7 protein-coding genes are annotated in these 19,573 nt (G+C 63.9%); 3 read left to right on the top strand and 4 right to left on the bottom strand.

All coding sequences use genetic code 11. The features are described from left to right. Positions 1 to 266 precede the first annotated feature (266 nt). Positions 267 to 4,991 (top strand): membrane-targeted effector domain-containing toxin, encoded by a 4,725-nt coding sequence (locus H7993_RS14425; RefSeq protein WP_185794781.1) that lies wholly within the window; start codon positions 267 to 269, stop codon positions 4,989 to 4,991. Positions 4,992 to 5,074: 83 nt separating this feature from the next. Here H7993_RS14425 and putA read toward each other — a convergent pair whose 3' ends face one another. After that, positions 5,075 to 9,028, bottom strand: coding sequence for a trifunctional transcriptional regulator/proline dehydrogenase/L-glutamate gamma-semialdehyde dehydrogenase (putA, locus tag H7993_RS14430; protein ID WP_185794782.1), 3,954 nt, complete (start codon positions 9,026 to 9,028; stop codon positions 5,075 to 5,077). A gap of 393 nt (positions 9,029 to 9,421) precedes the next feature. On the opposite strand from putA, the gene putP reads away from it, so the two are divergent. Together putP and H7993_RS14440 are read left to right on the top strand one after the other, a co-directional pair. Next, the gene (gene putP / locus H7993_RS14435; protein WP_185794783.1) at positions 9,422 to 10,909 is read left to right on the top strand and encodes a sodium/proline symporter PutP; all 1,488 of its coding nucleotides are present in this window, start codon (positions 9,422 to 9,424) and stop codon (positions 10,907 to 10,909) included. Positions 10,910 to 10,984: 75 nt separating this feature from the next. Then, entirely contained in the window at positions 10,985 to 11,824 is an 840-nt protein-coding gene (locus H7993_RS14440; RefSeq protein ID WP_185794784.1) for a 23S rRNA (adenine(2030)-N(6))-methyltransferase RlmJ, read from the top strand. A 101-nt stretch (positions 11,825 to 11,925) separates the two neighbouring features. On the opposite strand, the gene H7993_RS14445 is transcribed toward H7993_RS14440, so the two are convergent. The 3 genes from H7993_RS14445 to aceE all read right to left on the bottom strand — a co-directional run bounded on the left by H7993_RS14445 (position 11,926) and on the right by aceE (position 19,532). Further along, complete coding sequence (locus H7993_RS14445; protein WP_122479764.1) at positions 11,926 to 14,616, bottom strand: sensor domain-containing phosphodiesterase; 2,691 nt, start codon at positions 14,614 to 14,616, stop codon at positions 11,926 to 11,928. Between the two features lie 297 nt (positions 14,617 to 14,913). After that, positions 14,914 to 16,875, bottom strand: coding sequence for a dihydrolipoyllysine-residue acetyltransferase (aceF, locus tag H7993_RS14450; RefSeq protein WP_185794785.1), 1,962 nt, complete (start codon positions 16,873 to 16,875; stop codon positions 14,914 to 14,916). Between the two features lie 11 nt (positions 16,876 to 16,886). Further along, positions 16,887 to 19,532 (bottom strand): pyruvate dehydrogenase (acetyl-transferring), homodimeric type, encoded by a 2,646-nt coding sequence (gene aceE / locus H7993_RS14455; protein WP_122479762.1) that lies wholly within the window; start codon positions 19,530 to 19,532, stop codon positions 16,887 to 16,889. Between the last annotated feature and the right edge of the window lie 41 nt (positions 19,533 to 19,573).

A 19,573-nucleotide genomic window follows, 5' to 3' on the forward strand; every position in this document is an offset into this window, starting at 1 on the left:
TCCAAGGGGAGTGCATAGGTTTTTGTTTCGGCGTAGGAAGTATCGCGTGGATGTTTGGGAAGCCTCTTTCGGACCGGCCTGTTTGCGCTGTAGGAGGATTCATCGGCAAGAGAAGGAAGCCTCCTGCTAGTTGGGCCAATCATGCAAGCAGTGCCGGGCTTCGTATCCACCAACCAACAGAGCGTCGTCTGGTGGTAGCGCTTATGTAGCGCGCTGTTGTGAGCCGTGCTGTCCAGAGTGGTCGCCCAATGTGCAAGAGCGAACCCATGGACACCTCACTCGATGAACAACTGAACAGCCTGCTCAATACCCATATCGGGCAAGACCACCTGCGCACCCCTTTGCTCAATCGCCTGCAGAGCCTGGTCGATGCCGTTGCCCAGACAACGCTCGCGCAGCAGAACCTGGCGGCAGGGGCACCGCTGCTCCAGTCTCTCGATCACCAAGCCCGGGCGCAGCTGCAAACGGACACCGACCTTTATTGGAGTGACCTGGCCCCTGGCACCGTGTTATCGCGGTTACAACACGCAGAGGCGCTGCGCGCCGAAGACCTGATGCATCGCGCTCAGCTGCTGGCAGCGTTGGGCGAAGTGACCGAGGCCGGGCGCAGGCTGTTGCTGGACGCTCTGCAGCCAGGCGAGGACGCCGTACTGCTGGTGTGCAGCACGGTAACGCTGCTGGCCAGCGACGGCACACACGCCATGCTGCCCGGCGCCGAGTTGATCGAGCGCCGGGGTGGAGGACGCTGTTTGCTGGTGTGCCCTGGGCTGGAGCAGCAGTTGTTCGAGTTCGGCTGCGCCACCGAGGCTGGACGTGGCCTGATCGAGTATCTGTTTTCCGCCCAGGGCCACGTGCTGCGGCAGCGCCTGGCCTTGCAGTTCTCGGCAAACGGCCTATCGGGCCTTTCCACAAGCCTGGGCGCCAGGGTGCGTTTCGTTCCACACACAGCGCGCGTACTCGAACATGGTTTGCGGACCAGTATCGCCAGCCAAGTGGTGGCCCAGGCCGAAGCTGGATCACCGCCTGAATACAGTGAGTCAGGGCAGCGATCGGCACACTTCTGGCTTCCTCTGCCCAAGGCCATCAGTGCCGTGGTGGCTGCTGCCATCAGGGCGGATGGCGAGCGCCAGCGGGCGCTGCTGACCTTTGGCGGCATCACGCCGGATATCGCCACGGCGTTGCTCAAGCAGAAGCTGGATGCCTGCGAAGGAGGTGTCCAAGGGTATGCAGGTGATGCCCTGGACAGCCCTGAACACAGGCATTACCGTCAGCTCCACGGTGCCTGGCAAGCGGCGCAAGGCAAGACTCGACAGCTGCTCGAGGCACTGACCACAGAGGCGTCCTGGCCTACCCGTGCATTCTGGGCCCACGACAGGGGGCAGGGCCTGTCGCGCCAGCATTCGCTGGCGCTGGAACTGAGCAACGCCCTGCGCCATGACGCCGGGCTGCAAGTCTGCGAGGGCACGCTTGCGCAGGCCGACCTTGAGCGGATACTGGAGGTCATGAATCAGCCGGACGCTCACCTGCGGGGCGCGGAGGGTACGGTGGTCGCCGAATTGGCGGTGGGCGAGGCGACCTATGCCTGCACGCTGCCTGGAGCCTACATCATCGCTGCGGCCAGCGTGTGGGTGAACACCGAACAGGTCGTGCCTGCGCTGCTGTTCCAGACAGGAGAGAGCGGTGGCGTGCGTCGCTTCGCTTCGCTCGAGCAACTGTTGCAGTGCGTCACGGCCAGTCTGCGTGACCCCACCTTCACCGCGCTCTGGGCGCGCTTCCCTGCTGATACGCAGAAACGCCTGGCACCGCTGCTGGCGCTGGAAAAACTGCCACTGGTGACCACGCCGGTCGAAGGAGACTGGATCGACAGCCACCTTCGCGCGACCATCGATCGGTACGATCAGGCAGCAGCGCGGATGCCCGATGACCAAGGCCGGCAGCGTCTGCGAGAGGAGCTGGCGAGCGCATTGCGGCAACCGGCGCACGGCATACGAGAAACAGCCATCGGCCATATCGCTGAGCAGCGCCGTCTGCAGGCCGTGTTGCAGGCGTTGCCTCGCTGGCTGGCGACAGCGGGGCAGACCCAGCGAAACCACTATGCCGGCCTGCTCGATGACTACAACCGGCTGGCGGCGGGCCAGGAGGCGTATCTGCAAGGTCGGCCGACCACGATCCGGGCCTTCGCGGCCGATCTGCTCGAAACACGGCTCAGGGCCGACCTGAAGCAGAGCATCGACCCCGAGCGACTGCTGCTGAGGCTGCCCGACAGTGTCGAGGTCAAGGCGGTGCCCAATGTGCCCTCGCAGATTCAGGTGCCCAGCGCTGCGCATTCCACGATCAGCATCGTCGAATTGGCCTTGCTCAATATCGACCGGCAGATGACCTTGCGCCTGGGGTATGCGCAATGGGTGCATCGAGACACCGGTGCCGAGGTGAGCATGGCCGGCCTGGACATCCCCTACTTGCGCAGGTTGGTGCTTGAACTCGATGTGGCCCGGCGTTATCGGGAAAGCGTCCAGGCGCTGTTCACCATCGCTGCGGGTGCGTCGGCCAGGCCCGCGCTGCACGGGCAGATCATGGCGCTGCCCTACAGCGCGGCATTCAGGCTGCAGGCGTTTGGCGCCTGGTGTCAGGGTTGGCTGACCGAGCAGGTCTGGCAGATGCTGGAAAGGGCGGCGCAGTGCAGGTCCGCCGCCGCGCAAGCGGCGCTGGGGGTGTCACTCGGCGCGGTCACCCTGAGCCTTGGCCCCGGCCAGGCTGACTTGCCCAGCGGCCTGCTGCTGATCCAGGCACCCGCCCAAGACCTTCACTGCCTGTACCTGCCCGATGTGCCGCACGGCGCTCACTTCATCCAGGCAACCAGTGTTCAAGGCCTGCGCGACAGCCTGTTGTTGCGCCTGCGCAGCGCATCGGTGCGCCGGTGGTTGGCGGGGCAAGCGGGCGTCGGCCAACCCACGGCCGCGCGCGAAAGCTACATCGAGCAGGCTTATCAACGCAGCTATGGCCGCTTCATCAAGTTTTCCCCGTTGGCCGATCCTGTCTGGCCGCTGGCGACCAAACTGCTGCGCGATCACCGATCGAAGCTGCTCGATGATGCCAGCCTCATCTCTCGCAGCCGCGAGGATGTGCGTGCGGCTTTCGCGCGGCAACTGCGCGAGGGTGGTCAACAGTTATTGATGTCCGGGCTTGCCTACCTGCCGGGTATCGGTACGCTGATGCAGCTCAGCGACGGCTGGCATGACGCCAGGCAGGCGGTGCAGGCCTTTGCGGGCAGTGACCCCGCGCTGGGCTTGCGCCGCCTGGCATCGGCCGAACTCAACTTCGGTTTCGCCCTGCTGTCATTTCTGCCGGGGATGGCGGCTGCCAAAGTCGCGCGCGGCAGTTTGAAGCCGCGCCAGGGCCTGCGCCCGGCTGCGCTGCAGGTAAGCTCGCAGCGAACGCGGCTCGACGGTTTCGCAGGCCACGAGACGTCGGTCAGCCTGGTCGGCGCCAGGCTCCAGCGCGGACCCGACGCCGGTACCTGGAAACAGGGCGGCAAGCTCTATCTCTGGCAGGATGGCCAGGCCTACGAAGTGTTTCGTCGCCGCGGCGAACTCACTTTGCGCCTGCGTCGAACCGCAGCCAACAACCACGAACATCCGGTTCGACCAGGCCCCGATGGACGCTTCGTCACTCATCTGGATACCGGTTTACGCGCCGGCGGCCGCTCGCGTGCAGGAAGCAGCACCGGGGCCACTGCCGGCCCCAGCGCCATGGGCGACTACCTAATCGTACCGGATGATCGTCCGGTCATGAGCCAGGTACTGGCCCGAGGGGGGCGCTACAACCTCGATGAAATGGCTGCGTCGCTGCAGGCCATGCCGGGGGATGCAGCCCGCAGTCGGTTCTTCGCCCAGCGCCGGCAGTTGTTGCAGGACGCCGATGCCTACCTCGAGCACACACCGCGCGAACCGCGCGTGCCGCTGCCGGTGCTGGCCAGCGACGTTCAACCTGCTGCCTTGATTGCCGCCGTGTATGAAAACGCCAATGGCCTGGTGGTGGGGGAAGCCCATTCCTCGGCAGCCTCCAAGCGGTTTCTGATCGACAACTTCGCGACGCTTGCAGCCACTGGCGTGAAGACCTTGTACTTCGAGCATCTGCCAATGGATTTCCTGGCCGACGACCTCAAAGCCTTCAATGGCAGCGGCGTCATGACGCCGGCGTTGAAAGCCCGGTTGCAGTCGCTTGACACCGGCCACAGAGTGGACGCGGGGCAGCCTTTCACCTTCGAGCAGGTGGTGGTCAAGGCCCACGACGCCGGTCTGCAGGTGGTCAGCCTCGATTGCGCTGCCAGCTGGTATGCCAAGGGCGTGATGGATGCGCGCAGCACGGCGCGTCAGCGCATGTTCAGCTACCTGGCAACCCGGGTCATTGCCGACCATCAGCACGCCACGGGCGAGCACAAGTGGGTGGCGCTGGTGGGCAACAGCCACGCCAACACCTTCAAGGGCACGCCAGGCCTGGCCGAACTCAACAAGGCCATCGGGGTACGGGTCAGTACGCCGGATGCCGGCGGCAGACCTGGCCTGCGTTCGGATCCGGGCTTCGAGACCCATTTCAATCAGGGCATGGTCAAAGCCGACTTTCTGCTGGAGCTGGAAGTACCCACCCAGCATCTGCGTCCGTCGGCTGGCACTGGCGAGCTCACTGCGTCGCAGCTAGCTTTGGCCACCGAGATGGAAGCCTTGCTGACCCACACGCCCGTCGGTCTGCAACCGGCGCCGCCGCGGTTGATTCATCCCGGCTCCTTCTACCTGCAGAAGGTAGAAGGCAAGCGCCAGGTGGTGCACCTGAGTCGCGACGGCAACATCTACCACACGCCCGTCGAGAAGACGCTGGGCCGCTACTGGTTGTCGCGGCCCAGTTGGGACAAGGTCCATGGACGCAGGTTCTGGACACTGCAGGGCCTGCTGGCGGCCATGGCCGAGCAGAATCTGAGCCTCGTGCAGCCCTGAATACCGACCGATGCGCCTGATGCAGAGGCAAAAAAAACGCCACCGCGGCGCAGGCCGGGGTGGCGTTTTCCTTCGTGACGGCGTTAGCCGATGCTCATCAAGCTCGCGTTACCACCCGCGGCGGCGGTGTTCACGCTCAACGCGCGCTCGATCACCAGGCGCTCGAGGCAGATCCCGGTTTCACCCTGCGACAGGCCATGCACACCAACGATGGCGCCGCTGCGCTTGGCGATCTGCTCGCACACCGCGCGCAGCTGGTCGGAGTCGCCGTGATGCAGTACGGCATCGAAGTGCACCTCGTCCTTGTTCCACTCCGGCACCAACTGGATGCGCGCCTGCACTTCCTTGGGCAAACGCCCGCGCGCGGCCTTGCCCAGCTCGTTGTCGGGCACTACCGCTCTGGAGCCCACGGCCATCACCGCTGCCAGCTGCGCCAGCAGGTCGGCTTCGGTGTCGGCCAGGCACAGCACGTGCTCGCGCGGCAGAATGGTGTAGCTGTTGCGCTCGCCGGTGGGGCCATCGAGCAGCCGGCTCACGCCGCTCTGCGACTGGGCGGCGAAGTCGCTGCACAGTTGCGCCAGCTCGGCCTGCTGGTTGCTCGAAGCCCAGGCTTGCAGGGCCTGCAACGGTTTGCCCAGGGCGTCACGCAGACGCACGTCCGGCGCCGTACCGGCATCGGTGCGGGCGAAGGACTGGGCGATGGCGTCGTTTGGCCGGGTCGACAGCAGGCGGTACAGGTACAGCGGACCACCGGCTTTCGGGCCGGTGCCCGACAGGCCTTCGCCGCCGAACGGCTGCACGCCCACCACGGCGCCGACGATGTTGCGGTTGACGTAGACGTTACCGGCATGAACGTTGTCGATCACCTTGGCGATGGTTTCGTCGATGCGTGTGTGCACGCCCAGGGTCAGGCCATAGCCGGAGGCATTGATCTGGCCGATCAACTGGTCCAGGTCACGACGCTTGTAGCGCACCACGTGCAGCACCGGCCCGAAGATTTCGCGCTGCAACTCGTCGAAGCTTTCCAGCTCGATCAGGGTCGGCATGACGAAAGTGCCGCGCTTGATTTCGGCACTGTCGGCAATCGCCATCTGGTACACGTCGCGGCCTTTGTCGCGCATGCCCTGGATGTGTTTCTCGATACCGGTTTTGGCCTCGGCGTCGATCACCGGGCCAATGTCCACGTTCAGGCGCTCGGGGTTGCCCAGGCGCGCTTCGGCCATGGCGCCCTTGAGCATTTCGATCACACGGTCGGCCGAGTCTTCCTGCAGGCACAGCACGCGCAGGGCCGAGCAGCGCTGGCCGGCGGAGTCGAAGGCCGAAGACACGACATCGATCACTACCTGTTCGGTCAGCGCCGAGGAATCGACGATCATTGCGTTCTGGCCACCGGTTTCGGCGATCAGCGGAATCGGGCGGCCTTGCGAGTCCAGGCGCCCGGCGATGTTGCGCTGCAGCAACCGCGCCACTTCGGTGGAACCGGTGAACATCACACCCTTGACGCGCTCGTCGCCCACCAGCCGTGCGCCCACGGTTTCACCGCGGCCTGGCAGCAGTTGCAGCACGCCTTCGGGGATACCGGCTTCGAGCAGCAGGCGTACGGCCTGAGCGGCCACCAGCGGGGTCTGCTCCGCCGGCTTGGCCAGCACCGGGTTACCAGCGGCAAGGGCCGCAGCGACCTGGCCACTGAAGATCGCCAGCGGGAAGTTCCACGGGCTGATACACACCACCGGACCCAGCGGCCGATGGGCATCGTTGCTGAAGTCGTTGCGCGCCTGCACCGCGTAGTAGCGCAGGAAATCCACGGCCTCGCGAACCTCGGCGATGGCGTTGGCGAAGGTCTTGCCGGCTTCGCGGGCGAGCAGCCCCATCAGCGGCTGGATCTCGGCTTCCATCAGGTCTGCGGCACGCTCCAGCACGGCAGCGCGTTCGGCCGGCGGCGTGGCTTGCCAGATCGGGCCGTTGATCAGTGCGCACTGGATCGCGTTGTCGACGTCGGTGACCGTGGCTTCCTGAACATGGCCGACCACGTCGCGCAGGTCGGACGGGTTCAGCACCGGCTGGGCCGGTTCGTTGCTGGTTTCGCAGCCCAGCATCGGCAGGGCTTTCCAGTCGGTGTGGGCAGTGGCCAGCAGGGCCGACGACAGCGACGCGAGGCGATGCTCGTTGGCCATGTCGATACCGGCCGAGTTGGCCCGGTCGCTGCCGTACAGGTCACGCGGCAGCGGAATGCGCGGATGAGGCAGGCCGAACTGGCCCTCCTGGGTCGCCATCCGCTCGATGGTGGCCACCGGGTCGGCGACCAGCTCCTGGATGGAAATGGACTGGTCGGCGATCCGGTTGACGAACGAAGTGTTGGCGCCGTTTTCCAGCAGGCGGCGGACCAGGTAGGCGAGCAGTGTTTCGTGGGTGCCGACCGGTGCATACACGCGGCACGGACGGTTCAGCTTGCCATCGGCGACCTTGCCCACGACCTGTTCGTACAGCGGTTCGCCCATGCCGTGCAGGCACTGGAATTCGTACTGGCCAGGGTAATAGTTCTGACCGGCAATGTGGTAGATGGCCGCCAGTGTATGGGCGTTGTGGGTCGCGAACTGCGGGTAGATGACTTCCGGCACCGACAGCAGTTTGCGCGCGCACGCCACGTAGGACACGTCGGTGTACACCTTGCGCGTGTACACCGGATAGCCTTCCAGCCCCTCGACCTGGGCACGCTTGATTTCGCTGTCCCAGTAGGCGCCCTTCACCAGGCGGATCATCAGGCGATGACGGCTGCGCCGAGCCAGGTCGATGACGTAGTCGATCACGTACGGGCAGCGCTTCTGGTAGGCCTGGATGACGAAACCGATACCGTTCCAGCCGGTCAGTTGCGGCTCGAAGCACAGACGCTCGAGCAGGTCCAGCGACAGCTCCAGGCGGTCGGCTTCCTCGGCGTCGATGTTCAGGCCGATGTCGTAGTGCTTGGCCAGCAGAGTCAGCGACAGCAGGCGCGGGTACAGTTCTTCCATGACGCGCTCGTACTGCGCGCGGCTGTAACGCGGGTGCAGTGCCGACAGCTTGATGGAGATGCCCGGACCTTCATAGATGCCGCGACCATGGGAGGCCTTGCCGATCGAATGGATCGCCTGCTCGTAGGAGGCCAGGTATTTCTGCGCGTCGTGCTCGGTCAACGCCGCCTCGCCGAGCATGTCGTAGGAGTAGCGGAAACCCTTGTTCTCGAACTTGCTGGCATTGGCCAGCGCCTCGCCAATGGTTTCGCCAGTCACGAACTGTTCGCCCATCAAGCGCATGGCCATATCGACGCCCTTGCGGATCATCGGCTCGCCGCTCTTGCCGATGATGCGGCTGAGCGACGACGACAGGCCCGATTCGTTGTGCGTCGACACCAGCTTGCCGGTCAGCAGCAAGCCCCAGGTTGCCGCGTTGACGAACAGCGAGGGGCTGTTGCCCAGATGCGGGTGCCAGTTGCCGGTGCTGATCTTGTCGCGGATCAGGGCGTCACGCGTGCCCTTGTCGGGGATGCGCAGCAGCGCCTCGGCCAGGCACATCAAGGCCACGCCTTCCTGGGAGCTGAGCGAGAACTCCTGCAGCAGACCCTGAACGATGCCGGCACGGCCACCGGCGCTTTTCTGGTTGCGCAGCTTCTCGGCGATACGCGCGGCCAGCTTGTTGGTGGCTTCGGCCATGTCGGCCGGCAGGCGCGCCTGCTCCAGCAGCATCGGCACCACTTCAGGCTCGGGGCGGCGATAGGCGCCGGTGATCGCGGCGCGCAGTACCGACTGCGGCAGAATGCTTTCGGCGAATTCGAGGAAACACTGATGGGCATGGTCGGGCTGGATGTCGCCCGCATCGTCATTGCCACTCACCCCGGCGCCGGTCAGTTCGGTCAGCGTCGCGCCGCCTTCCAGCTTCTCCAGGTAGTTGAAGATCGCCTGCTTGATCAACCAGTGTGGAGTGCGGTCGATGGACTGCGCGCAAGCCTTGAGGCGTTCGCGGGTCGGGTCGTCCAATTTGACGCCCAGGGTGGTGGTTGCCATTTCTTGTCCTCATCAGGGCCACGGTGCGTGGCAATAAAGCCGGCGGCAAGATTAGCCGTGCGCTTTGCGGGGTGCAACCAGGTGCAACCTGTATATCGACGAAAGTTGCACCGCTCGACGGAAAATCTTTTTGCATGGGTTGAATCTGCACAACGCAGGTGCGGCTGTGTAGCGGATGACAGGCGAATGCTCCGAAAGGAAGCAGATACACCGTGTTTATCCAGATGTTTCCAGAGGTGCAACTTGCTTGCCAAAAGGGGTTGCGCCCGTCTCCAATGCCGGCCTAAAGTTCGGCGCCGTTGGGTCAACCCGGACATCCTGCAATCTGCCGACCTGTACATGAAGCGCCGAAGCGCGCTCGCAGGCTCATAAAAACAACACAAGGAGACACCCATGAGTGTCAGCAACCCCACTCTGATCACCTTCGTGATCTACATCGCTGCCATGGTCCTGATCGGCCTGTTCGCCTACCGTTCCACCAACAATCTTTCCGACTACATTCTCGGCGGTCGCAGCCTTGGCAGCGTGGTCACGGCCCTGTCCGCCGGCGCCTCGGACATGAGCGGCTGGTTGCTCATGGGCCTGCCGGGCGCGATCTACATGTCTGGTCTATCCGAAGGTTGGATCGCCGTTGGACTGATCATCGGCGCCTACCTGAACTGGCTGTTCGTCGCAGGCCGGCTGCGCGTGCAGACCGAACACAACGGTGACGCCCTGACCCTGCCGGACTATTTCGCCGGGCGCTTCGAAGACACCAGCGGCCTGTTGCGGATCATCTCGGCGGTAGTGATCCTGGTGTTCTTCACCATTTACTGCGCCTCAGGCATCGTCGCCGGCGCGCGGCTGTTCGAAAGCACCTTCGGCATGTCCTATGAGTCCGCATTATGGGCCGGCGCTGCAGCGACCATCGCCTACACCTTCGTTGGCGGGTTCCTGGCGGTAAGCTGGACGGACACGGTGCAAGCCACCCTGATGATCTTCGCGTTGATCCTCACGCCGATCGTCGTGGTGCTGGCCACTGGCGGCGTCGACACGGCTTTTCTGGCCATCGAGGCGCAGAACCCGGCCAACTTCGACATGCTGCGCGGTACCACCTTCATCGGCATCATCTCGCTGCTGGGCTGGGGGCTGGGTTATTTCGGCCAGCCGCATATTCTTGCCCGCTTCATGGCCGCCGATTCGGTGCGCTCCATTGCCAAGGCGCGGCGCATTTCCATGACCTGGATGATCCTTTGCCTGGGTGGCACCGTGGCCGTGGGTTTCTTCGGTATCGCCTACTTCTCTGCGCACCCCGAGCTGGCCGGTCCGGTCACCGAGAACCACGAGCGGGTGTTCATCGAGCTGGCCAAGATCCTCTTCAATCCGTGGATTGCCGGGGTGCTGCTGTCGGCCATTCTGGCTGCGGTGATGAGCACCCTCAGCTGCCAGTTGCTGGTGTGCTCCAGCGCCCTGACCGAAGACTTCTACAAGGCGTTCCTGCGCAAGAGCGCCTCGCAGCGCGAACTGGTCTGGGTGGGCCGCATGATGGTGCTGCTGGTGGCGTTGGTTGCCATTTGGCTGGCGTCCAATCCCGACAACCGCGTACTGGGCTTGGTCAGCTACGCCTGGGCAGGGTTCGGCGCGGCGTTCGGACCGGTGGTGCTGATCTCGGTGGTCTGGAAAGGCATGACCCGCAACGGTGCGCTGGCGGGCATTCTGGTAGGTGCAGCGACGGTGATCGTGTGGAAACACTTCGAGCTGATGGGGCTGTACGAGATCATCCCAGGCTTCGTGTTCGCCAGCCTGGCTATCCTGATCGTCAGCAAGCTGGGCCGCGGGCCGTCACCGGCCATGGTCACCCGCTTCGAACGCGCCGAGGCGGCGTTCCACCAAGGCAAGTGATGCAGTGGGGGCTGCCAGCTCCCCTGAAAAACCCCATCTGAAATGCTAGACTCCTGCGCATCTGCAGGAGTCCCCATGAACTATCGTCATGCCTTCCACGCCGGCAATCACGCCGACGTGTTCAAACATATCGTCCTCACCCGGCTGGTTGCGCTGATGTCGCGCAAGGAACAACCCTTCGCCTACCTCGACACCCATGCCGGGCTGGGGCTCTACGACCTGCGCGGCGACCAGGCCACGCGCACCGGTGAATGGCTCGAAGGCATCGCCCGCCTGTGGCAGGCCACCGACCGCCCGGCGCTGACCGACGACTACGTCAAGGTCATCAACCGTCTCAATACCGAAGGCGAGCTGCGTTACTACCCCGGCTCGCCCGAGCTGGCACGCCGGTTGATGCGCCAGCAGGACCGCGTGCTGCTCAACGAGAAACACCCCGAAGACGGCCAGTTGCTCAAAGAAAACATGAAGAAGGACCCGCGTGTGGCCGTGCACCTGGGCGAGGGCTGGCACGTACCGCGGGCCCTGCTGCCGGTGGCCGAGAAACGCGCGGTGATGCTGATCGATCCGCCGTTCGAGCAACTCGACGAGCTCAAGCGCTGCGCCACTGCCCTCAAGGAAACCATTGGCCGCATGCGCCAGACCGTGGCGGCCATCTGGTACCCGATCAAGGACGACGAGCGTGCGCTCAAGCGTTTCTACCAGGACCTCACCAGCACCGGCGCGCCGAAGTTGCTGCGGGTGGAATTGCTGGTGCACCCGCTGGACGCACCGCAGAGCCTGAACGGTTCGGGACTGGTCATTGCCAACCCGCCGTGGGGCCTGGAAGAAGAATTGCGCGAGCTGATGCCCTGGTTGGCCAATCTGCTCGGCCAGAGCCAGGGCGGCTGGAAGATGGACTGGCTGATCGCCGAGTGACCCTCAAGGCGTGAGGCGCGCCCCTGTGCCGCCCGGCCCGCGATCCCCTGGCGGGTCGTTGGCCACGTACTGCCGGTGCTACGCCTCGGCACAGCGCAACGTCAGGCCTTCGGCCCGCGTGGATAGCGTTTGAGCCGTTCGATCAGTTCGGCGCCGGGAATCGGCTTGTCGAACAGATAACCCTGGCCGACGTCGCAGCGTTGACGCCGCAGGAAGGCCAGTTGTGCAGCGGTTTCGATACCCTCGGCCACGACCTTGAGCTTGAGGTTGTGCGCCATGGCGATCACTGCCGAGGTAATTTCCATGTCGTCCTGGTTGTCCGGGATCTCGTGGATGAAGCTGCGATCGATCTTGATCACGTCGATGGGGAATTTCTTCAGGTAACTGAGCGAAGAATACCCCGTGCCGAAGTCATCCATGGCCAGGGTCATGCCCAACTGCTTGAGCTGTTCGAGTTGCTGATGGGTGTCCACGGTGGCTTCCAGCAACAGACCCTCGGTCAGCTCCAGCTCCAGCAACGAGGCGTCCAGGGCCTCTTCCTGCAGAATGCTGGCGATGGACGCAACCAGGTCGGGGTCGGAAAACTGCTTGGGTGACAGGTTGATCGCCACCTGCAGGCGGCCCAGCCCGGCCGCTGTGAGGGCTTTGCTCATGCGGCAGGCCTGACGCGCGATCCACTTGCCGATGGGGATGATCAACCCTGTCTCTTCGGCCACGCTGATGAACTGATCGGGGCGAATCATGCCTTTTTCCGGATGGTTCCAGCGCAGCAGCGCTTCCATGCCCAGCAGGCGGCCCGTTCGCAGGCACAGCTTTGGCTGGTAGAACACATCCAGTTCGTTCTGGGTCAGTGCGCGCCGCAGGTTGTTCTCCACGAACAGCTTGTAGCTGGCCTCGGCGTTCAGCGCCTCGGTGAACACCTGCACCTGATGCTTGCCGTTGGCCTTGGCCTTGTGCAGCGCAAGGCCTGCGTTCTTCATCAAGGTCTGCGGGTCGCGCCCGTGCAGCGGTGCACAGGCCAGGCCTACGGAACCGGTGACGTTGATCAACTGGTTATCCACGAACATCGGCTTGTCCAGCGTCAGCAGCACCTCCTGGGCAATGCGCTGGCCGGCTTCCAGATCAGTGTCGTGCAGCAGCACGGCGAATTCGTTGCTGGCAAAACGTGCCAGGCTGCCGGCCGGACTCAGGCTGTTGCGCAGCCGGCGCGACAGGCTCACCAGCAGCTTGTCGCCGGTCTGGTGGCCAAGGCTGTCGTTGATCCGTTTGAAGTTGTCGATGTCCACCAGCATCATGCTGATCGGCCGGTCGCTGTCGTGGGCGAAGCTTTCATCCAGGCAGCGGATGAACGCTGGGCGGTTGCCCAGGTTGGTCAGATTGTCGGTGTAGGCCAGGCGCTCGATGCGCTGCTGGGCCAACTTGCTCTGGGTGATGTCTTCGTAGATGCCGATGTAATGGGTCAGCTCACGGTCGTCGCCGTACACCTTGGAAATCGACAGCTGGCCCCAGTAGGGTTCCAGGTTCTTGCGGCGGCTCTTGAATTCGCCTTGCCAGCTATTGCCGTTGGCCAGGCTCGAAGGCGCGTCGAACAACAGCTCGCTGAGGTTTTCCAGGGCTGGCAGATCCGCCAGGCGCTTGCCGTGGACTTCCTCGGTGCTGTACTGGGTGATCGCGGTGAAGCTGGGGTTGACGTACTCGACCACGCCATCGCAGTTGACCAGCAGAAAGGCATTGGCGCTTTGTTCGACCGCGCGCTGGAACAGATTCAAGGCGCTGGTGGCCGCACGACGGTCGTGGTTGTTGATCACCTGGGCGAACTGGTCGGCGAGCTCGCCGGCGAAGGCGATCTCGTCCGCACGCCAGACCCGCCCAGCGCCACTCTGCTCCAGGCACAGCACGCCGACCACCTGGCCGTCGATACGGATGCTGGCATCGAGCACCGAGCTGACATCGCGCATTGCCAGTTGCCGGGCAAGCTGGCGCGTGCGCGGATCGCTGGCCACGTCGCTGGCGTCGATGGCGCGGCTGGCGTGCAGGGCTGCCAGGTAATCGGGGAATTCACCCAGGTCTACAGGCTGCAGACAGCCATGCACCTGCCGATCACCGTAATAGGCGGTAATGGGCAGCAGCTGCTGGCCTTGCAGCGTCCACAGGCTGGCACAGTCCACGGCATAGATATCGCAGGCATTGCGCGTGATCAGTTCGGCCGCCTCGAGCAACGGCTTGTGAGGCCCGTAGCGTTGTTGTGCCAGGCTCAGGATCAATGCCTGCTGGGCGCTGGCGCGCTCCATGTGCTGCAGTTGTTCCTGTTGCGCGCGCTGGTTCAGTTCCAGCGCCATCTGCAGCGGGCTGCTCGCGCTGGCGGGTTTCAGCGTGTCGTCGACCACGTCGCCGACGGCCGCGTCGACCACCATCAGGTAGCCCCGCAACAGCTGCCGATTGCGTTGGCGAAAGGCTTCGCCCAGCTCCATCAGGTGCAGGCTGCCGTGGTTGCTGTGCAGAGTGTACCGCACGGTGTAATGGGCGCTGTCGACCAACTGCGCCTGGATGGCATCGTGCAGACGGTGCCGCGCCTCCGGCTCCATCAGGCTGGCGTAGGGCGAGCCGGTCAGCGAGCACAGCTGCGCAGCGGGAAGACCGAAGGTTCGTTCGCAGGCCGGATCCAGATAAAGCAGTGCCCAGCTGGCCTCGTTCAGCCGTTCGAAACGCAGCATTCCCAGGCGCGAGGGCACCGGCAGCTGCGTCACTACCTCGGCCACCATGCGGTTGGCGGCATCGGGCTGGCTTTTCATTGAAAACTCGCTTCAAGGGTACTGGTCGCGCAGGGACAACCATCCTTACAGGCTAGGGTCCCTACAGGCGGGCGCGTCAGGCAAGGTTGCATCATGGCGCTCGGGCTTACAAGCGGTACAGTGGCTCGGTGCTTCCATGTTGTCGGCAGGCGCACAAAATTCTGCAATTGGATCCGAAAATACTGGTTACATGAGGGCATTTACGCTCTGCGCTGCACACCGTTCCCGTACTTCGCGGTCGAATCCAGGGCAAAAAAAACCCACCGGTAATGGTGGGTTCTTTTCATCCGGCCAGCGTTACAGCAGCATGGTGCGGATATCGGTCAGCAACTCGCCCAGACGTTTGGTGAAGCGCGCAGCGGCCGCGCCGTTGATCACACGGTGATCGTAGGACAGCGACAGCGGCAGCATCAGCTTGGGTTGGAACGCCTTGCCATCCCAGACGGGCTGGATGGTGGCCTTGGAGACACCCAGGATCGCCACTTCCGGCGCGTTGACGATCGGCGTGAAGCCGGTGCCGCCAATGTGCCCGAGGCTGGAGATGGTGAAGCAGGCACCCTGCATGTCGTCTGCCGAGAGCTTCTTGGTCCGGGCCTTTTCGGCCAGGGCGGCGGCTTCGGCAGCCAGTTGCAGCAGGCTCTTCTGATCGACGTTCTTGATCACCGGCACCAACAGGCCGTCCGGCGTATCGACCGCGAAGCCGACGTTGACGTATTTCTTGCGGATGATCGCCTTGCCACTTGGCGCCAGCGAAGCGTTGAAGTCCGGCAGCTCCTTGAGCAGGTGCGCACAGGCCTTGAGCAGCAGCGGCAGCACGGTCAGCTTGACGCCGGCCTTTTCCGCCACGGCTTTCTGCGCCACACGGAACGCTTCCAGCTCGGTGATATCGGCCTGGTCGAACTGGGTCACGTGGGGCACGTTCAGCCAGCTGCGATGCAGGTTGGTGGCACCGGCCTGCATCAGGCGGGTCATCGGTACTTCTTCGGTTTCGCCGAAGCGGCTGAAGTCGACCACCGGGATCGGCGGAATGCCAGCACCGCCGGTGGCGCCGGCAGCAGCGGCCGGTGCCTCCTTGGCCTTTTGCATCATCGCCTTGACGTAGACCTGCACGTCTTCCTTGAGGATGCGACCGTGCGGGCCGGTCGGGCTCACCGCGTTCAGCTCGACACCGAACTCGCGCGCCAGTTGGCGAACGGCCGGGCCGGCATGCACCTTGGCACCGGCCGCTGCGGCAGGTGCTGCGGGTGCGGCAGCAGGCTTCTCGGCAGCCGCCGGGGCAGCTGCAGGCTTGGACTCAGCCGCAGCGGCAGCCGGTGCAGCTGCCTGGGCAGGCGCTGCGGGGGCAGCACCGGCCACTTTCAGCTTGAGAATCAGGTCGCCGGTACCCACTTCGTCTTCCAGCTTGACGCTGACGCTTTCAACCACGCCGGCAGCCGGAGAAGGAATCTCCATGCTGGCCTTGTCCGATTCCAGGGTGATCAGCGACTGGTCGGCTTCGACCGTGTCGCCGGCCTTGACCAGTACTTCGATGATCTTGGCCTTGCCGGCCGAACCGATGTCGGGCACGTGGATGTCCTGCACGCTGTCGCCAGCAGGCGCTGCGGCCGGCTTTTCAGCCGCTGCAGGCGCCGCTGCGGCAGGTGCAGGAGCGGCGGCCGCTGGGGCAGCAGCAGGGGCTGCGCCTTCGACCGCAAGCTTGAGGATCAGGTCACCGGTACCGACTTCGTCGTTCAGCTTGACGCTGATGCTTTCCACCACGCCAGCAGCCGGCGATGGAATTTCCATGCTGGCCTTGTCCGACTCCAGGGTGATCAGCGACTGATCGGCGGTGACGGTGTCACCGACCTTCACCGAAATCTCGATGATCTGCGCCTTGCCCGACGAGCCGATGTCCGGCACGTGGATGTCCTGGCTCGAAGCCGCGGCAGCGGGAGCAGCGGCTGGGGCAGCGGCAGGCGCGGCCTCGGCTTTCTCTTCCAGCTTTGGTGCAGCCGCAGGCTCGGAAGCCTGGGGTGCTTCTTCAGCACCCTCGACTTCCAGCTCCAGCAGTTCGTCGCCTTCTTTCAGGCGGTCGCCCAGCTTGACCTTGATGCTTTTCACGACGCCCGCCTTGGGCGCGGGTACTTCCATGCTGGCCTTGTCCGATTCGAGGGTCAGCAGGCTCTGCTCCGCCTCGATGCGGTCGCCGACCTTGACCAGCAATTCAATGACTTCACCTTCACCGCTGCCGATGTCAGGTACGCGAATGAGTTCGCTCACAAAAAATCTCCTCAGCAGTCCAGTGGGTTGCGTTTGTCAGGGTCGATACCGAACTTGACGATGGCCTCGGCCACCACCTTCGCTTCGATATCGCCGCGATCTGCCAAGGCTTCCAGAGCAGCCAGCACGACGAAGTTGCGATCCACTTCGAAGAAGTGACGCAGCTTCTTGCGGCTGTCGCTGCGACCGAAGCCATCGGTACCCAGGACTTTGAATTCCTTGGAAGGAACCCACTGACGAATCTGCTCGGCGAACAGCTTCATGTAGTCGGTAGAGGCAATGACCGGACCCTTGCGGCCGCTCAGGCACTCTTCGACGTAGGTGGTCTGCGGCTTCTGCCCGGGGTGCAGGCGGTTCGAACGCTCGACGGCCAGGCCGTCGCGGCGCAGTTCGTTGAAGCTGGTGACGCTCCACACGTCGGCGCCGACGTTGAACTCTTCGCGCAGGATCTTCGCCGCTTCGCGGACTTCACGCAGGATGGTGCCCGAGCCCAGCAACTGGACGTGGTGCGCCGCTTCCTTGGTGTCTTCCTCGAGCAGGTACATGCCCTTGATGATGCCTTCCTCGGCGCCGGCCGGAATGGCAGGCTGGGTGTAGGCTTCGTTCATCACGGTGATGTAGTAGAAGATGTCCTGTTGCTCTTCGGTCATCTTCTTCATGCCGTCCTGGATGATCACCGCCAGCTCGTAGCCGTAGGTGGGGTCATAGGTGCGGCAGTTGGGGATGGTCGCGGCAAGCAGATGGCTATGGCCGTCTTCGTGCTGCAGGCCTTCGCCGTTCAAGGTGGTACGGCCGGCGGTGCCGCCGATCAGGAAGCCACGGGTGCGGCTGTCGCCAGCGGCCCAGGCCAGGTCGCCGATACGCTGGAAACCGAACATCGAATAGAAGATGTAGAACGGCAGCATCGGCTGGTTGTGGTTGCTGTACGACGTACCGGCGGCGATGAACGACGACATGGCGCCGGCTTCGTTGATGCCTTCCTCGAGGATCTGGCCCTTCTTGTCCTCGCGGTAGAACATCACCTGGTCCTTGTCGACCGGATCGTAGAGCTGACCGACGGAGGAGTAGATGCCCAGCTGGCGGAACATGCCTTCCATACCGAAGGTACGGGCCTCGTCCGGGATGATCGGAACGATGCGCTGGCCGATTTCCTTGTCCTTGACCAGCTGCGACAGAATCCGCACGAATGCCATGGTGGTGGAAATTTCACGGTCGCCCGAACCGTCCAGGATCGCCTTGAGGGTTTCCAGGGGTGGCGTCGGAATGCTGAAGCTCTTGGCCCGGCGCTGCGGCACGAAACCGCCCAGGGCGGCGCGGCGCTCGCTCAGGTAGCGGGCTTCGGCACTGCCTTCTTCGGGCTTGTAGAACGGCATGCTTTCCAGCTCGTCGTCCTTGATGGGGACGTCGAAGCGGTCGCGGAATTTGCGCAGGCTGTCGACGTCGACCTTCTTGGTGTTGTGCGCGGTGTTCTTGGCTTCGCCTGCACCGGTGCCGTAACCCTTGATGGTCTTGGCCAGGATGACGGTTGGCTGATCCTTGTGGTTCACCGCCTGATGGTAGGCTGCATAGACCTTGTACGGGTCGTGGCCACCACGGTTGAGCTTCCAGATCTCGTCGTCGGACAGGTCGGCGACCATGGCCTTGAGTTCCGGCGAGTTGAAGAAGTGCTCACGGACGAACGCACCGTCCTTGGCCTTGTAGTTCTGGTACTCGCCGTCGATGACTTCGTCCATGCGACGCTGGAGGATGCCGTCGACGTCCTTGGCCAGCAGTGGGTCCCAGAAACGGCCCCACACGACCTTGTTGACGTTCCAGCCACCGCCACGGAACACGCCTTCCAGTTCCTGGATGATCTTGGCGTTGCCGCGAACCGGGCCGTCGAGGCGCTGCAGGTTGCAGTTGATGACGAAGATCAGGTTGTCCAGCTTCTCGCGGCCTGCCAGGGAGATCGCGCCCAGGGATTCCGGCTCGTCGCACTCGCCGTCGCCCATGAAGCACCAGATCTTCTGCTTGCCGGCAGGAATGTAGCCGCGGGCTTCCATGTACTTCATGAAGCGCGCCTGGTAGATCGCCTGGATCGGGCCCAGACCCATGGAAACGGTCGGGAACTGCCAGAAATCAGGCATCAGCCAAGGGTGCGGATACGAAGACAGGCCCTTGCCGTCCACTTCCTGGCGGAAGTTGTTCATCTGGTCTTCGCTGATGCGGCCTTCCATGAAGGCGCGTGCGTAGACGCCAGGCGAAGCGTGGCCCTGGAAGTAGATGAGGTCGCCACCGTGTTCGTCGGTCGGGGCCTGGAAGAAGTAGTTGAAGCCGATGTCGTACAGGGTCGCGCTGGAGGCGAAGCTGGAAATGTGGCCGCCCAGATCCGGGTCGCGCAGGTTGGTGCGCACCACCATCGCCAATGCGTTCCAACGCACCAACGAGCGAATGCGGCGTTCCATGAACAGGTCGCCAGGCATGCGTGCTTCGTGGGTGACGGGGATGGTGTTGCGGTACGGCGTGGTGATGGCGTAGGGGAGTTGTGAACCACTGCGGGTGGCCAACTCGCCCATGCGGGTCATCAGGTAGTGAGCGCGGTCTTCGCCTTCTTTGTCGAGGACCGACTCCAGGGCATCCAGCCATTCCTGGGTTTCGACGGGATCGAGGTCTTGCATGGCTTGCTCCAGGGCGGAAAGGCTTCCAGAATCGAAGCCTG

Origin of the sequence: Pseudomonas baltica (genome assembly GCF_014235765.1) — a bacterium.
In the GTDB taxonomy this organism is placed as follows: domain Bacteria; phylum Pseudomonadota; class Gammaproteobacteria; order Pseudomonadales; family Pseudomonadaceae; genus Aquipseudomonas; species Aquipseudomonas baltica.

Coding starts and splice junctions, on each gene's coding strand:
- H7993_RS14425 (WP_185794781.1), top strand. CDS start 267: ATGGACACCTCACTCGATGAACAACTGAACAGCCTGCTCAATACCCAT.
- putA (WP_185794782.1), bottom strand. CDS start 9,028: ATGGCAACCACCACCCTGGGCGTCAAATTGGACGACCCGACCCGCGAA.
- putP (WP_185794783.1), top strand. CDS start 9,422: ATGAGTGTCAGCAACCCCACTCTGATCACCTTCGTGATCTACATCGCT.
- H7993_RS14440 (WP_185794784.1), top strand. CDS start 10,985: ATGAACTATCGTCATGCCTTCCACGCCGGCAATCACGCCGACGTGTTC.
- H7993_RS14445 (WP_122479764.1), bottom strand. CDS start 14,616: ATGAAAAGCCAGCCCGATGCCGCCAACCGCATGGTGGCCGAGGTAGTG.
- aceE (WP_122479762.1), bottom strand. CDS start 19,532: ATGCAAGACCTCGATCCCGTCGAAACCCAGGAATGGCTGGATGCCCTG.